The sequence below is a fragment of the Arthrobacter sp. Br18 genome (assembly GCF_000520555.1).
Taxonomy (GTDB): Bacteria; Actinomycetota; Actinomycetes; order Actinomycetales; family Micrococcaceae; genus Arthrobacter_D.
Genome location: NZ_KI914871.1, coordinates 3,267 through 19,163, shown reverse-complemented (window position 1 = coordinate 19,163; position 15,897 = coordinate 3,267). Strand labels below are relative to the sequence as shown.

General features: G+C 65.9%; 13 protein-coding genes. 7 read left to right on the top strand and 6 right to left on the bottom strand.

What is annotated here, in order from left to right:
* Positions 1-28 precede the first annotated feature (28 nt).
* The 4 genes from Y704_RS0111745 to Y704_RS0111730 all read right to left on the bottom strand — a co-directional run bounded on the left by Y704_RS0111745 (position 29) and on the right by Y704_RS0111730 (position 4,324).
* Positions 29-1,027: an AAA family ATPase gene (locus Y704_RS0111745; protein WP_051476979.1), complete on the bottom strand. Its 999-nt coding sequence runs from the start codon at positions 1,025-1,027 to the stop codon at positions 29-31.
* The gene (locus tag Y704_RS20835) at positions 1,024-2,181 is read right to left on the bottom strand and encodes a DUF4350 domain-containing protein (RefSeq protein WP_051476978.1); all 1,158 of its coding nucleotides are present in this window, start codon (positions 2,179-2,181) and stop codon (positions 1,024-1,026) included. Before Y704_RS20835 ends, Y704_RS0111745 begins: the two co-directional genes overlap by 4 nt.
* Before the next feature lie 89 nt (positions 2,182-2,270).
* Positions 2,271-2,930, bottom strand: coding sequence for a DUF4129 domain-containing protein (locus tag Y704_RS20830; RefSeq protein ID WP_051476977.1), 660 nt, complete (start codon positions 2,928-2,930; stop codon positions 2,271-2,273).
* On the bottom strand, positions 2,930-4,324 hold the full coding sequence (locus Y704_RS0111730) for a DUF7847 domain-containing protein (protein WP_051476976.1): 1,395 nt from the start codon (positions 4,322-4,324) through the stop codon (positions 2,930-2,932). The genes Y704_RS20830 and Y704_RS0111730 overlap by 1 nt, the downstream gene beginning before the upstream one ends.
* Positions 4,325-4,518: 194 nt before the next feature.
* On the opposite strand from Y704_RS0111730, the gene mtrA reads away from it, so the two are divergent.
* From mtrA to secA, 7 genes are all read left to right on the top strand, one after another.
* Positions 4,519-5,196, top strand: a complete 678-nt coding sequence (gene mtrA / locus Y704_RS0111725; protein ID WP_026550262.1) for an MtrAB system response regulator MtrA — start codon at positions 4,519-4,521, stop codon at positions 5,194-5,196.
* Positions 5,197-5,272: 76 nt separating this feature from the next.
* Positions 5,273-6,919 (top strand): MtrAB system histidine kinase MtrB, encoded by a 1,647-nt coding sequence (mtrB, locus tag Y704_RS20825; RefSeq protein WP_253904311.1) that lies wholly within the window; start codon positions 5,273-5,275, stop codon positions 6,917-6,919.
* Positions 6,906-8,639 (top strand): LpqB family beta-propeller domain-containing protein, encoded by a 1,734-nt coding sequence (locus Y704_RS0111715; RefSeq protein WP_026550261.1) that lies wholly within the window; start codon positions 6,906-6,908, stop codon positions 8,637-8,639. The genes mtrB and Y704_RS0111715 overlap by 14 nt, the downstream gene beginning before the upstream one ends.
* Positions 8,640-8,818: 179 nt before the next feature.
* Positions 8,819-9,787 carry a ComF family protein gene (locus Y704_RS20820; protein ID WP_051476975.1) on the top strand — a complete coding sequence of 323 codons (969 nt, stop codon included), beginning with the start codon at positions 8,819-8,821 and terminating at the stop codon, positions 9,785-9,787.
* Between the two features lie 124 nt (positions 9,788-9,911).
* The gene (gene raiA / locus Y704_RS0111705) at positions 9,912-10,643 is read left to right on the top strand and encodes a ribosome hibernation-promoting factor, HPF/YfiA family (RefSeq protein WP_026550260.1); all 732 of its coding nucleotides are present in this window, start codon (positions 9,912-9,914) and stop codon (positions 10,641-10,643) included.
* A gap of 67 nt (positions 10,644-10,710) precedes the next feature.
* The gene (locus tag Y704_RS0111700) at positions 10,711-11,922 is read left to right on the top strand and encodes a winged helix-turn-helix domain-containing protein (protein WP_026550259.1); all 1,212 of its coding nucleotides are present in this window, start codon (positions 10,711-10,713) and stop codon (positions 11,920-11,922) included.
* A 92-nt stretch (positions 11,923-12,014) separates the two neighbouring features.
* Positions 12,015-14,744, top strand: coding sequence for a preprotein translocase subunit SecA (gene secA / locus Y704_RS0111695; RefSeq protein WP_026550258.1), 2,730 nt, complete (start codon positions 12,015-12,017; stop codon positions 14,742-14,744).
* A gap of 4 nt (positions 14,745-14,748) precedes the next feature.
* Here the strand turns inward: secA and Y704_RS25290 are convergent, their stop codons facing one another.
* Entirely contained in the window at positions 14,749-15,390 is a 642-nt protein-coding gene (locus Y704_RS25290; RefSeq protein WP_051476974.1) for an Rv3235 family protein, read from the bottom strand.
* Positions 15,391-15,413: 23 nt separating this feature from the next.
* Positions 15,414-15,897 (bottom strand): LysM peptidoglycan-binding domain-containing protein (locus Y704_RS24860; protein ID WP_343212841.1); only part of this gene is annotated, 484 nt, incomplete at its 5' end.

The following is a 15,897-nucleotide window of genomic DNA, read 5'->3' as shown; positions in this document are numbered from 1 at the left end:
GTAGGAGGAGACGCAGGAGGTGGTCCGCTCAGCGCGGTACCGGTACGGTGGCGAGAATTCCTGCCAGCACGTCGTCCACGCTTCCGCCGTCCATCTCGGCTTCGGGCCTCATGGCCACGCGGTGCCGCAGTGCGGGAAGCGTCAGTGCCTTGACGTCGTCCGGGGTCACGAACGACCGCCCCGACAGCCACGCCCACGACCTCGAGGTGCTGAGCAGGGCAGTGGCGCCACGGGGGGACACGCCGAGCTGGAACGACGGCGACGCGCGCGTCGCCCGCACGAGATCGACGATGTACGCCACGACCTCAGGGGCGATCGCCACTCGGCTGACGGCGCGTCGGGCGGAGTCGAGATCCTCCGCCCCGGCGACCGGGCGCACGCCTGCCGCCTCGAGGTTCCGCGGATCGAACCCTTCGCTGTGCCGACGGATCACCTCGATCTCGTCGTCCCGCCCGGGCAGCGGCAGCGTCAGCTTGAGCAGGAATCGGTCGAGCTGCGCCTCGGGCAGGGGATAGGTGCCCTCGTACTCGACAGGGTTCTGCGTCGCGGCCACGATGAACGGCGTGGGGAGAGGCCGCGACACCCCATCCACCGACACCTGACGCTCCTCCATGGCCTCGAGCAGTGCGGCCTGTGTCTTGGGCGGCGTCCGGTTGATCTCATCCGCCAGCAGGATGTTGGTGAAGACCGGCCCCTCCCGGAACGTGAACTCGGAGGTCCGCGCTTCATAGATCAACGAGCCCGTGATGTCCCCGGGCATCAGGTCGGGCGTGAACTGGACGCGTTTCGTTTCGAGGCTGAGGGCGGTGGACAGCGTCCTCACCAGCAGGGTCTTCGCGACACCGGGTACCCCCTCGAGGAGGACATGACCGTTCGAGAGCAGCGCAATGAGGAGGCCAGTGACCGCGGCGTCCTGGCCCACGATGGCCTTTCCCACCTCGGACCGGACGTCGAGCAGGGCGCGGCGTGCCGGCTCGATCTCCCGGGGAGGGGCGTGTTCCTGCTGCAATCCGTTGTTCGGGTTCATTGCTGATCGAGCTCCTTTTCCACATCGAGAAGTTCCTGTGAGAACTGGACGAGTTCCCGGTTGCCGTTCGGGATGCTGGCGACAATCCGCTCGAGGTCGGACCGCGGACGCCCGGTCCGAACCGCCGCGGCGTCGAGAATATGGGCATGCGTGCTGGAACGCGGCAATCTCAGGCGCGCGGCCATCCGGCCCAGCGTTGCCGCACGCAGGTTCGCCGCCGCGTGCGGCACCGACTTCGAATCCTGGTACAGCCTCGCACGGCCCTCCGCGGTTTCGGCAGCACCGACGACGACGGGGAGCGGCTCCACCGCCAGGGGCCCCAGGCGCCGGCCGCGCCAGAGGATCGCGAGTACCGAGCAGATGAGGAGCCACACCATGAGGGGATTGACCCACTCCGGGAGCAGGTTCCGTGCATCGACGGGTGTTCCGGTGGTGGCGACGTCAGCGCTAGTGGGCTGGTACCAGACAAGCACCGGTTCCCTCCCGAGTGCCCGCAGCGCCAGGGCGGCGTTGCCCGCAGAGGAGATCCCCCCGTTGTCGAGGACCTCCAAACTTCCGATCACTGCGATGTCCTTGTCGGCCGTCGTCACGTAGGAACTGCCGACGGCGTCCTGACCCGCCGTTGCTGCCGGAAAGCATTCGACGGGTCCCGAATAGCCGTCTCCGCCGCTGGTGATGGTTCCCGCGGAACGGGCGTCGTCGTCGTCGCACTGCGCTTCCACCACGTCCGGTGCGCTGACCAGCGGGCCGATCACGCTGACTCCGGGAGCAAGAACCTCCAACTGATCCGCGGTCGGAGCAGCGAGCACGGTACGGGCCGATGCGCCGGCCAGCCCGGCGAGCTGATCGTCATTGAGCCACCGGTCGGGATCGTAAAGGAAGAGGGTCGCGTTGCCCTGCGTCAGGGTTGCTCGCGCTTCCTCGTACGAGCTCGGCCGGACCGCCTCGATCCCCTGCCCCTGGAGTACCTGGATCAGGGCACGCGAGCCTGTGGGGGACGCATTGCCGGGGGAGAGCGGGCGGGTGTCCGCCGTTGGCCCCGTTACGAGGGTCAGGGCTCCGACCGCGGCGATCACCAGGAGAAGCAGGAGTAACGGTACGGAGCGCCGGAACCGCTGCCGGGCGGTGTCGAGAACGGTGCCGCCGTTTCCCATCACTTCCCCTGCATGGGCCTTCCCTCCGGTGGAAGGGACGCCGGGGTTCCTCCGGGGAGCAGGCGCGGTGGGAGGTGCTACCGGGCTGCTCATCGGGGTGCAGCCGGGGCGGCCGGAGCGTGACCCGAGGCCGGGCGCATTGTCTCAAGGAGGGCATCGAGGCCGGCCGCACGCTGCTGGTCCGCGGCTGAGGCCCTGGCACTGCCGTAGTGCACCTCATTGAAGCGCCCGGCCAGCCACTCGATGTCCGGGAACGGCTCGGGGAAGGCCTTTCCGAGCTGCTGTGCGGCTTCGGTGGCGGTCCGCCCGGGCTGGCCGTCGAGGACGGCCCGTTCCTCAGCCCGGCGGATGATCGCCCGCAGACTCTCGGTCAGGGCCGCATCCAATCTTCCGGACGCAGCCGCTGCCGCGGCACGCGCCCTGTGCTCGGCCGCCGTCAGGATGCCGCTTCGGCTGAAGACACCTGACCCGGGGGTGGTGCGGCGCACGTTGAGCCGCGGCCGAACCAGCACCACGGCGATGATGATCAGCAAGGCGGCACCCACTGCCAGGACGAGCGTGCCAACTCCGGCGTCGAGGGTCTGCATGGAGGAAAGGCTGTCCCCGAGCCAGTCCAGCACGCGGGTGATTACCCGCTCCAGCAGCGTCGGCTGGGCTTCCTGGTAGACCGGTTTGGCGAGTTCTCCCTCAAGGAGTTCGCGCGCTTCCCTGCCATCGGGGGTAGGGGATACGTGGGCCGGAACGGCCATCAGGGGCTCTCCTGCGATCCCGGAGAGGATCCGTGTCCGAAACGCGCTGATGCGCCGGGCAGGAAATCGCCGGTGCCCCTTCCTGCCTGCTCGTGCTCCTTCATCAGCACGACGTCGAAGCCTTCGCGGCGGATCCTCAGGTCGATGTAGAGCAGCGCCGTGACACTCGCCTGAAACGCGTAGCCGATGGCGGTGAAGAACGCGGTGACTGCCTGGGTGATCAGCAGGAGGGGCAGCGAATCCGTGAAGTCCGATCCCATGGCGACCGGGGAATCACTGAAACTGAAGATCAGGGGAACGAGGAACGCCAGCGGAGCGGAGATGACCGAGGCGATGATCGATACGATGATGCTGGTCAGGATGACGATGCCGAACGTCCTCCACCAGTTGCGGCGCGTGAGGACCCACGAGCGCTTGATGGAGGCGAACGGACCCGTGCCTTCGAGCATGAGGACCGCCGGCGCGACCACCAGTTTGATGCTGAGCCAGACGCCCAGAGCAAGAACACCGAGGAACAGCGGAATAATGATCCACAGCGAGTAGGCCTCCATGGCGATGGCGAGCCCCACCGAAACCAGGACCAGAATCGCGAGCACTCCGGCTGCCAGTACCGCGAGGAGCAGCCCCAGCGATATCAGGGGAAGAATCCTGCGTGCCCCGAGCCGCCACATCCGACCGAAGCCGGTTCTCTGGTTGAGGACCGCGCGTGCCACGGGGATCACGAGGACCCCCTGCAGGATCAGCAGCCCGGCCGCAGACACTACCGTGATGACGGAGGTGAAGGACGCGAGTGATGCCAACAGTCCACCGAACTGCTCAGCGGAGCCGGTTTCCGGATCCAGTTCGTCGAGTGCCGCGAAAAGCCCCGAGGCCATCAGCACGGTCAGCACGGTCACCACGGTCTGGAACAGGATCGCGCTGCCGAAGGTGGCCAGCGGGTTCCGCCTGCAGGCCTGGAAGGCGCCGTCGAGCATTTCCCCCAGGCCGAGTGGGCGCAGCGGAATGACCCCCGGCTTCGGAGGAGCGAGGTACATCCCGTTCTGCCCGTTCTGCGGCACGCCGTAGCCGGGCCACCGGGGCGGCTGGCCCCACTGGCTCCCCGTAGGGAGCGGCTGTCCGTAGGGCGGATTCCCGTAGGACGGGTTCGCGTAACCGGGATTCGGGTTCCGCTGGTTGGGGTTCTGCTGGTTGCGATCCCACTGGTTCAGATTCTGCTGCCCGGGCCACTGGTTGGGGTTCTGCTGGTTGCGATCCCACTGGTTGGGATTCTGCTGCCCGGGCCACTGGTTGGGGTTCTGCTGCATGGGGTCCTGCCCGGCGGACGGGGACGGGAGGGTGCCCGGAGGCTGCCAGGCGGCATCCTCAGGAGGGTCGTCCTGCGGATGAGTGCCCATGATATCCCCCTGGAAGCGAGCGCAGCCTGCCTGTGTCACCTTGAACTATAGTTTCAGCCGCCGCATCTTCAGGACAAGCAGGCGGCCGATCTGCGGACGGTCCTCTGCGTCCGTTCACTGGTCGCCGGGGCAGCCGCGGCGCGCTGGGCCCGCGGCAATGGGACTTTGCGGCCCCGATGCGGGACTATTGAGCTATGAAGGCTCGAATCCTGGTGATAGATGACGACGAGGCCCTGTCCGAGATGATAGGGATCGTGCTGCGTAACGACGGTTTCGATCCCGTCTTCTGCGCGGACGGTGCGGCGGCACTCGGCGTTTTCAAAGCGACCCAACCCGACCTGGTACTGCTCGATCTCATGTTGCCCGGACTGGACGGGATCGAGGTCTGCCGGCAGATCCGCAGCGAGTCGGACCTGCCCATTGTGATGCTGACCGCGAAATCCGACACGTCCGACGTCGTGCGTGGTCTCGAATCCGGTGCGGATGATTACGTTCCGAAGCCTTTCAAGCCGGCCGAGCTGGTGGCGCGGGTGCGTGCCCGGCTGCGTCCCGGCGACCTGAAGGCACCCGAGACGCTGAAGATCGGCGATGTCAGTATCGACGTCGCCGGGCACTCGGTGACCCGCGCGGGGAAGCGTGTCTCCCTCACGCCGCTTGAATTCGATCTCCTGGTGGCGCTCGCGCGGAAGCCCTGGCAGGTTTTTACTCGCGAGTTGCTCCTCGAACAGGTGTGGGGCTACCGCCACGCCGCGGACACACGGCTTGTCAACGTCCATGTGCAGAGGCTTCGCTCGAAGATCGAACAGGACCCGGAAGCTCCCGAGATTGTGCTGACCGTCCGCGGTGTCGGGTACAAGGCGGGTCAAGGGTAGTTTGAGCACCCCGGCGGATCCGGCGAAACGCCCTGCCCGGACCGGGTACTGGTCCGAGCCGGTTCGAACCGCCTGGATCTCCATTGCCCGCCGTTGGCGGAGGTCCCTGCAGTTCCGCACTGTGGTGGCGACGATCCTCTTGACCTCCGTGGCTTTCGCCATAGTCGGTGGGTTCCTTTCCCATCAGGTTGCGGGCGCGCTCTACGTGGAGCGGTTCGGCCAGTTCCAGGAAGAGTCGACCAACGCGCTGGCCGACGTCGAAACCGTGTTCAGTGAAACTCCGGCCACTGATCGCGAGACCACCGACAGGCTCGCCCTCGATACGCTCACGGGCCTGACCGGCACCGGGGCGGATGCGCCGAGGCAGTGGCTGCTGTCGCCGTTACCCGGGCAGCAGGGCTATTTCGTTCCGCCGCGGGCAAGCGTCGAAGGTACTGCCGCGTCGGCGCTCATCCCCCAGGAGATGACCGACGCCATCATCGCCGGCGATGACCAGTACTGGGCGCCGATCGAGATACCGGTGTCACAGCAGTCGGGTGAGCGGAATGCGCCGGGTGTCGCCTTCGGAACGAAGGTCGCCCTGCCGCCCGACCGCACCGAGTATGCGCTCTACATCTATTACGATCTCTCCTCCATGCAGTCCACGCTCGACGACATCCACGGGGTGTTGTGGGTCGGCGGCACTGTCCTGCTGGCAATCGTCGGCGCCGTGGCCTGGTTCGTAACCCGAAGCGTGGTGCGACCGGTGAGCCACGCGGCCCTGGTGTCGGAGAAGCTTGCGGCGGGCCAGCTGCAGGAGCGGATGGACGTGCGGGGCGAGGACGAGGTGGCGCGGCTCGGGGCTTCCTTCAACCGCATGGCCGCCAACCTCCAGGACCAGATCACCCAGCTCGCCCAGCTGTCCCAGATGCAGCAGCGGTTCGTCTCGGATGTGTCGCACGAGCTGCGGACCCCCCTGACGACGGTGAGGATGGCTGCGGAGGTACTTTTCGATGCCCGCAGGGACTTCGATCCCGTCAATCGGAGGTCCGCCGAGATCCTCTTCGACCAGGTGGAGCGGTTCCAGTCCCTGCTCGGGGATCTACTCGAAATCTCACGGTTCGACGCCGGCGCGGCAGTGCTCGAGGCGGAGCCGACGGATATCTTCCAGCTCGTCCACCATGTGATCGCCGGGACGGAGCCCCTTGCAGATAACTCGGGGTCCACTGTGAACATCGTCTCCTCGGAGGTCAGCTGCGTGGTGGATGTGGATCCGCGGAGGATCGACCGCATCCTCCGGAACCTCGTCGTCAATGCGCTCGAGCACGGCGAGGGCAGGCCGATCGACATCCACATAGCCTCCGGGCCCGAGGCCGTCGCCGTGGCGGTTCGGGATCACGGGATCGGGATGACCCCATTGGAGGCTTCCAGGGCTTTTGACAGGTTCTGGCGGGCTGATCCAGCCAGAGCCCGCACCACCGGCGGCAGCGGTCTCGGGCTGTCCATCGCAGCCGAGGACGCGCGGCTGCACGGGGCATGGCTCCAGGCGTGGGGGGAGCCGGGGGAGGGCTCCTGTTTCCGGTTGACACTCCCGAAGCGTCAGGGGAGCGAAGTGAACGTTTCACCGCTGCCGCTGCCGCCGCGCCGCCTGACGCCGTTGGCCCCGCCCGATACCGCCGACCATGCTCCGCTTGAGGTTCGAGCGGGCCATCTCCTCGAGGAGGAGAGCCATGAAGTTCCGTAGCAGGTCTGCCACCCGGGGCGCGCCGGCCATGATGCTCGCCGTTCTGCTGACAATCGCCGGCTGCTCATCGATTCCGACGAGCGGTCCTGTCACGACCATCACCGCCGCCGCGGAGAACGACAGCGTCTCGGCGCAGGCGTTTTCTCCCGAAGGACCCTCTGAGGGCGCGGCGCCTGAGAGGATACTGCAGGACTTCATCACCGCGGGCACGGGCGCCGGGGACGGCTACAGCGTGGCGCGGCAGTACCTGACCTCCGAACTGGCCGCCTCCTGGCAACCAGAGGGCCGCATCGTGGTCTTCCGCGCGGATCCGAGGATCGTGCAGCGGGAAGGTGAAGAGGGAGGTCCCTACCTGATCCAGCTCGAGACCACGGGGACCATCGACGATCAGGGCGTCCGGACAAACACCTTGTTGCCCTCCAGTGAATCGATCAGCGCTGAGATGGTCCAGGTCAACGGGCAGTGGCGCATCAGTGGGATCCCCGACGGCATCATGATCACCGAAAGCAACGCACGCGCCCTGATGATCTCCCACACGCTGTACTTCTACAGCGGCAACTACCTGTACTGGGTGCCGGATGTCCGCTGGTTCGTCCGCCGGACGGGCGTGTCGGCGCGGATCGTCCAGGCAATGCTCGCGGGCCCCGCTCCATACCTCCAGGGTTCCGTCACCAGTGCCTTCCCCGAAGGGGTGACCCTCGCCCGCGAATCAGTCCCGATCCGGTCCGGCGTGGCATCCGTCGAACTGTCCGAAGAGGTACTCCAGGACGCCACCGAGCTGGGTCTGGAACAGATGCAGCAGCAACTGCAGATAAATCTCACCCGGTTGAACGACGTCACCAGCGTGGAGATGACGGCCGGACAGCCCATCCCGCTGGACGAACCGGAGCCGGACCTCGTGACTCCGGTCCGCGATCCCTCGGTGGGCAATGAGCAGGTGGCAGTGTCGCACAACGAACTCGTGACACTCCGGAACGGGGCAGCTGTTGCCATCGAGAATTTCCCGTCCGTGGCCTCCTACAGTCCGAAGGATCCGGCCACGTCGATATCCGGCGGCAGTTATGCGTTCCTGTCAGGGGACGGGGGCAGGCTGCTTGCTACCGCCCCGGGCAGTGAGGTTCGAACCGTCGCCGAGGGAACCGCGTTGACGGCACCCAGCTTCGATCCGGGCAACTGGGTCTGGACTGCGCGGGCGGCCCCGGGGGCCGCGGCGGGGCAGGGGAGCGAGGTGGTGGCCGTCCCACCCGGCGGGACGAGCGCCAACGCCGTCGTCGTTCCGGCGCCATGGCTCGCCGACCGCGTGGTGCGGGAGCTGCGGGTATCGCGCGACGGTGCACGCGCCCTCGTGGTGGCCGAGCGTGCGGGAGCCACGGAGGTGTTCCTCGCCGGCATCACCCGTTCAGCCCAGAGCGTGCCGGAGTCCCTCAACACTCCGCTCACGCTCAGCATCGAGGGGGACATCGACACAGCCAAGTGGGCCGGTGACACGACGATCGTGGCCTCAGGCTCCTCTGCCGAGGCCACGTCCACTCCCGTGATCTACGAACTGAACGGGTCGAGCACACTCATGAACCCCCTCACCGGCGTTGTGAACATCAGCGCCGGCAGCAACGTCGAGGACGCTTTCTATGCCCAGATCGGAGATTCACTGGTGAGGCGGCTGGGGAGCGCGTGGACCGAGGACGCAAAGGGCGTCCAGGATCCTGCATTCCCCGGTTGAGCTTCCTCGGCCTGCCCTGGCTGACCTTCCCTGGTTGACAGGGACCGGCGATCCTTCCGGTGCAGGCCCGCACCGGAACCCACAGCTCAACCGCGTCCGGATCGGGGCTTGTCCACAAAGGCAGAACCGCCGGGTGAACCTCCGCGCAGACCTGCCAGGGTTGCAGAATGGTCCCGGCGGTGAGCGTGAAGGCGGTGCTGGTCGACGCGATGGACCGGGTTGTTCTGGCGCCGTCCTGGCGAGTTTTCGCCGGTGCTGTCGGCAGCTTCTGGTCTCTGATCCTTCCCACGGCGTGTGTGCGCTGCGGCGCCTGGGACCGGTCCCTGTGCCTCGCCTGCCTTGAGGATTTCCGGCGCGCCACCGTCCACCCGTTCCGCGCTGAAGGCGACGCTGGGTCCCTGCCCGAAATTGTTCCTCCCCCGGGCGTTGGTCTCCGATCGAGCGCTCTGCCGACGAACGGACCCGGAGAGTTCGTTCCGCTGCCGGTCACAGCGGCGGGGGTCTACGCCGGATCCGTTGCGAGCGCGGTGCTGGCATTCAAGAACCATGGCCATACCGACCTCGAGAGGCCCCTTGCCGCCGCATTGGCGGGGGCGCTGCACGTTGCATGCGCAGCGGAGGCCGAAGCGGGCATCACCTGCAACTACCTCCTCGTGCCTGTTCCCGGGAGGCCGGGTTCCATCCGGCGGCGCGGATATGATCCGGTGGGCCTGGTGCTTCAGTTCCTGTCGAAGCGTGGCGAACTCCCCGCCGGCACCGGTGTTTTCGCCGGCGTCCGTCCGCGGACTGCGTGGCTCGGCATGGCGGCCGGTCCGCCGTCGCAGGAGCTGTGGCGTCGGGTCGCTGCATCATTCGGAATCATGGGATCCCGGGGCGGCCAGAAAGGGCTGGGGCGCAGAGGGCGGCAGCGCCGGGTGGCAGGGTCGATGGCCGTCCCGAGCAGGACCGTTGCCCGGGTGCAGGGGAGAGCCTGCCTCGTCATCGATGATGTCCTCACCACCGGCTCCACGGTGGCCGAGGTGACCCGGGCACTTCGCGAGGCGGGCGCATACGTGGTTGGTGCCGTAGTTATCGCCGCGACGTCGCCACCCTCTGCCACGAAGTCCGTTCCTCCGCACCAGGGGAAAAAACGGCGCGGCGAGGGATGAATAAAGATGCTGCGTGAACTACCGTGAAGTATGGGTAGCACAAGAAAGAGCGTTACTCGTCGACAGCGACCGGCGGCTCAGGTCCCGGCCGGTGTTGCATCACTTTAGCGATGTGGAGGGCACCATGGAATTTGTGATCAATGGTCGAAACCTGGCAGTATCCGACCGGTTCCGCGAGTATGCGACGGAAAAGATCGACAAGATCGAGCAGCTCGGGGACAAGGTCCAGAGGGTGGATGCAAAGATCACCAAGGAGCCGAGTGCGCGCATGGCGGACACCTCCCTGACCGTCGAACTCACCGTGCTGTGCCGGGGTCCGGTCGTTCGTGCGGAGGCATCAGCTGCCGACAAGTTCGCCGCTTTCGACCTCGCCTACAACAAGCTTCTCGAGCGTCTGCGACGGGCGCGCGACCGCAAGAAGATTCATCACGGACGGCACACCCCCGTTGCAGTCCGGGAGGCGACTGCGGATCTTGAGCCTGCAAACTCCGCGCAGCCGCTCTACCTGGAGGCGGCCGCCAACGCAGAGGCGCCTGTTGCGAACGCCCCGGTACCGGCTGACGCCTATGAATCCCCGGACGATATTCCGGCGGGAGACTCGCCGGTACTGATCCGCCGGAAGGTTTTTTCCGGAACGCCGATGACACTGGACGACGCGGTGGACAACATGGAGCTGGTGGGCCACGACTTCTACCTGTTCGTCGACTCCGCCACGGGTGCTCCCTCGGTCGTGTACCGGCGGCAGGCGTGGAACTACGGTGTCATCACACTGGACGCGAAGTGCGCCGAGGGCACCGAGGAGCCCCGCGAGGAAGTGCTGGCCTACCGCGCCAGGGAAGCAGCCACCTCGGCCTGATGCGCTCGCTCGAATCGGACAGCACCCTTTCTCCGCGCATTGCCTGCGCGGAGAAAGGTGCCGCCGGGTGATCACCCGGCTGAGCCTGTCGCAGGCACGGCGGATCGCGCTCAATGCGCAGGGACTCGCCCGAAGCCGTATCGAGGGGCCTGCATCGTCCGCCGCCGTATCCAGGGTCACGCAGCGCCTCCAGCTGCTGCAGATCGATTCGGTGAATGTGCTGTCGCGGTCCCACTACCTACCCGTCTTCTCGCGGGTGGGAACCTACGACACCGCGGTGCTCGATCGACTGTCCTCGAGGCATCCGCGCCGCCTGATGGAGTACTGGGCCCACGAAGCGAGCTTCATCGATCCGGCCCTGTTCCCTTACCTTCGCCCCTGGCAGCGGCGCATTTGGATGGGCGCTTCGGGAATGGATCAGGAGCTCCGAAGTCATCTTGAACCGAAAATCCTCACGCTGCTCGAATCCGGGCTGCCCCTCACCGCGACCCAGATCCAGCGTCGGCTGGGCCACGAAGAGGTTCGTCCGACGTCCGGCTGGGGGTGGAACTGGAGCGCCGTCAAGCGGGTGCTGGAGGACCTGTTCGGGCGGGGAGAGATCACTGCTGCCGGGCGGAGCCTCCAGTTCGAACGGCAATACGGGCTGACATCGTCAGTGGTGCCCCATCCGGCTCTTGCCGATACCCACGCTTCCGCGGAGTACGCGCTGGAGGTCCTGGCCGAACGGGCAGTGGCCGCCCTGGGCATCGCCTCCGCGCGATGCGTCGCTGACTATTTCCGGACCCCGATGCGCGAGACGATCGGCGCAATTCGGTCCCTTGAGGCTCGCGGAGTCGTTCGACCGGTGGAGGTGGACCGGTGGAACAAGCCGGTTTTCCTGTCGTCGTCGGCGGTCCTTCCTCGTCGCGCGAACGGCAGGGCCCTGCTCAGTCCCTTCGACTCGATGGTGTTCGAGCGCTCACGGCTACAGGCACTTTTCGGCTTCCACTATCGCCTCGAGATCTATACGCCGGCGGGAAAGCGCCGCTATGGCTACTATGTGTTGCCCTTCCTCCTCAGGGAGACCATGGCCGCCAGGGTCGACCTCAAAGCCGACCGCACCTCCCGCAGGCTGCTGGTGAGGTCAAGCCACGCCGAGCCCGGCGCGCCCGCCGATACGGCCGTCGAACTCTCCCGGGAGCTGAAGTTGATGGCAGCATGGTTGGGTCTGGGCGAGCTGGTGGTGGAGGAATCCGGAAATTTCGCCGCCGCCCTGCGGTCGGCAGTCGACACGGCATAAGCGCCCGGGGGAACTGGAACGGGAGAGTTAGCGTCTAGCACGTAGACTGGACACGCCATATTTAGGCAGCCTTAGATTGGGAGCGAAAACCAGTGCCATCACTTCTTGAACGTGTTCTCCGTACCGGCGATAAGAAGACACTGAAGAAACTCCGGAACTACGCTGACGCGATAAATGTTCTCGAGGACGAGTTCCGCGGGATGTCCGACGCGGAGCTGCGCGGGGAAACCGACCGGTTGAAGAAACGCCATGAAGACGGGGAGTCGCTCGACTCCCTGCTCCCCGAAGCATTTGCCGCCGTCAGGGAAGCCTCGAGCCGCACCCTCGGGCTGCGGCACTTCGACGTCCAGTTGATGGGCGGGGCAGCGCTGCACCTGGGCAATATCGCCGAGATGAAAACCGGTGAGGGAAAGACGCTCGTCGCCACAGCCCCGGCCTACCTGAATGCGCTGACCGGCAAGGGCGTCCACATCGTCACGGTCAATGACTACCTCGCCGAATACCAGTCGGACCTCATGGGCCGCGTGTTCCGCTTCCTCGGACTGACAAGCGGTTGCATCCTGTCCAAGCAGGATCCCGCGATGCGCCGCGAGCAGTACGCGGCGGACATCACCTACGGCACGAACAACGAGTTCGGATTCGACTACCTCCGCGACAACATGGCCTGGAGCGCCAACGAGCTGGTGCAGCGCGGCCACAACTTCGCGATCGTCGACGAGGTCGACTCCATCCTGATCGACGAGGCACGGACCCCCCTCATCATCAGCGGGCAGGCGTCTGGAGATGTCAACCGCTGGTACAACGAATTCGCCAAGGTCGTTCAACGCCTCACGATCGACAGCGATTACGAAGTCGATGAGAAAAAGCGCACTGTCGGAGTGCTGGAGGACGGCATCGAGAAAGTCGAGGACTACCTCGGCATCACCAACCTGTACGAGTCGGCCAATACACCGCTCATCGGATTCCTGAACAACGCCATCAAGGCCAAGGAACTGTTCAAGCGTGACAAGGACTACGTGGTCCTCAACGGCGAAGTGATGATCGTCGATGAGCACACCGGGCGTATCCTCGCCGGCCGGCGGTACAACGAGGGGATGCACCAGGCGATCGAGGCCAAGGAAGGCGTCGACATCAAAGCCGAGAACCAGACCCTGGCCACGGTCACGCTCCAGAACTACTTCCGCCTGTACAACAAGCTTTCCGGTATGACCGGTACCGCGGAAACCGAAGCCGCGGAGTTCATGTCCACCTACAAGCTCGGCGTCGTCCCCATCCCCACCAACCGCGACATGGCGCGCACGGACCTCTCCGATCTCATCTACAAGAACGAGGTGGCGAAGTTCGACGCCGTCGTGAAGGACATCGTCGAGCGGCACGGGAGCGGACAGCCGGTCCTCGTCGGCACGACCAGCGTCGAGAAGAGTGAGTATCTGTCGAAGCAGCTCGCGAAGGCAGGTGTGCGTCACGAGGTACTCAACGCGAAGAACCATGCGCGGGAAGCCGCAATCATTGCGCAGGCCGGCCGCAAGGGCTCCGTCACCGTCGCAACCAACATGGCCGGCCGCGGAACCGACATCATGCTGGGAGGCAACGCGGAGTTCAACGCGGTGGCCGAGCTCGAGAAGCGCGGCCTTGATCCCGCCGAGAACGCCGAAGAGTACGAGGCCCAGTGGACTGTCGCGATCGACGCCGCCAAGCATGCGGTGGAGGCCGAGCAGGAGGAGGTCCGGCAGCTCGGTGGGCTGTACGTTCTGGGTACCGAGCGGCATGAGTCACGGCGCATCGACAACCAGCTGAGGGGGCGTTCGGGCAGGCAGGGCGATCCGGGGCGGTCGCGCTTCTACCTCTCCCTGACGGATGACCTGATGCGGCTCTTCAACTCCGGAGGCGCCCAGCGCATCATGAACAGTTCGACGATGCCCGACGACGTCGCTCTTGAATCGAAGCTCGTGTCCAAGGCCATCGAAAGTGCTCAGGGGCAGGTCGAGGGTCGGAACGCCGAGCAGCGCAAGAACGTCCTGAAGTACGACGACGTCCTGAACCGCCAGCGCGAGGCCATCTACGGCGACCGCCGGAGGATTCTCGAGGGCGGTGACCTCCAGGAGAAGGTCGGCTTCTTCCTGGAGGATGTGGTGACTGCAATGGTCGACGAAGCCACGGCCGAGGGTCACGGCGACGACTGGGACTACGAGTTGCTGTGGACCAACCTCAAGACCCTCTATCCGATCAGCCTGACCATCGACGAGGTTGTCGAGGAAGCCGGCGGCACATCGAAGATCACCAGGAACTTCCTGCATTCCGAGATACTCTCCGACGCGAAGCTGGCCTACGAGGCGAGGGAGCAGGCGCTCGGCCAACAGACCATGCGTGAGCTCGAGCGCAGGGTGGTACTCTCCGTGATCGGGAGAAAGTGGCAGGAACATCTCTATGAGATGGACTACCTGAAGGAGGGCATCGGACTGCGTGCCATGGCCCAGCGGGATCCGCTGGTCGAGTACCAGAGGGAGGGCTTCGTGCTCTTTCAGGCGATGATGGAGGCCATCCGGGAGGAGAGCGTCGGTTACCTGTTCAATCTCGATGTCGAGGTGACGGCTCCGGCGACGACCGGCCTGCCGGGTGTCAAGGATGCGCGGGGACTTGTCCAGTCACCCACCATCAAGGCTGCCGGGCTCGATGCGCCTGAAAGGCCCGCAAGCTTGAACTTTTCTGCCCCGAACGCCCAGGGCGAAGTCGAGACCCGCGTTGAGCGTCGCAGGGCAGAGGAATCGGCCACCAGGGCAAAGGGCGACCAGCGGCCTGCGGCCAAGCGGAAGAGGACCTAGCTCCTCACCCTATCTCGAGGGCAGTGACCCTCCATGATCCGCGTCGTTGCTCGATGCGGAGGGCAACGGCGCGGACTCTCTTCTGGTCGAAGACGATGACAGCAGCCTCGTATGCGGCAGGCTTGACACAGCACACCCGGACCGACCGGATGACGACGTTCCGGTGCACGCGGAATGCCGCGGGGTGTCCCTGCAGGCCCGATCCACCCTTTTGTGCGGCAATACAGCGGATGAGGTTCGCCCGGAGCTGCAGGCGTTCGTAGCTGTCGGCGTCCAGCCACCCCGCCAACTGCTGCAGGGGACGGGTACCGCCGAAGACCTCCAGTGCGCCCTGGGCCACTGCCCGCGCTATTCCCGCGACGCGTGCGTCGAGCGGTTCATTCGGCGCAGTGGCAGGCGCATCGGCGAGGGCCGGTGCAGAAGTCGTAGCGGGTGCAGAAGCTGTAGCAGTGGCGGGTGCAGTGGCAGTGTCGAGTGCAGATGCGGGTGCAGCGGCGTGTGGCGCAGGTGCCGTCGACAGCAGAACGACGGATGCGGCGTGCTGGCGGGTTTGCCGGGCCCGGCCGGAGGGTGCCAATCCTGGCACGCCGCCTACAACGGTCAGGTCCGCGGTCTCAACAGGGTGCAGGCGGGTAGCCAGTGACATCTTTCGTTCCTCTCACGTGTACTTCAAGGGGTGGGTATCCGGAGAACCTGGCCGGGGAAGAGTAACGAGGGATCCTCTCCGATGACGTCCCTGTTCGCCTCATGCCACAGTGGCCACACGGCTGCTATTTCAGGGTCAGTGGCAAAGGGGCCGAGGTGGGCCGCGGTGAGGGACCACAGGGAGTCTCCTGGTTTCACAACGACTTCGTGTACTCCTTGGCCGACCGCTTCCGGAGCACGGGCGGTATCGGTGCGGAGCACCAGGCCACCCCTGGGTAGGGCAGGGAGGGGTTTCCAGTGCGGAGCCGATTCGGCCATGCCCGAGGGTGCTTCAGACGCGGCGTTCCCTCCGGCAACGTCACTTGAGGGCAGACTCTCTGGAGTGTTTCCGGAGGCATGGGCGGACCGCCAATCCTGCGTGGTGCTGCTGGAGGGAACCACCGGCGCTCCGCTGGCCATTGCGGGAACGGCGAGCAGATTCATTCCCAGTGCCGCCGCCGCGAGCCGC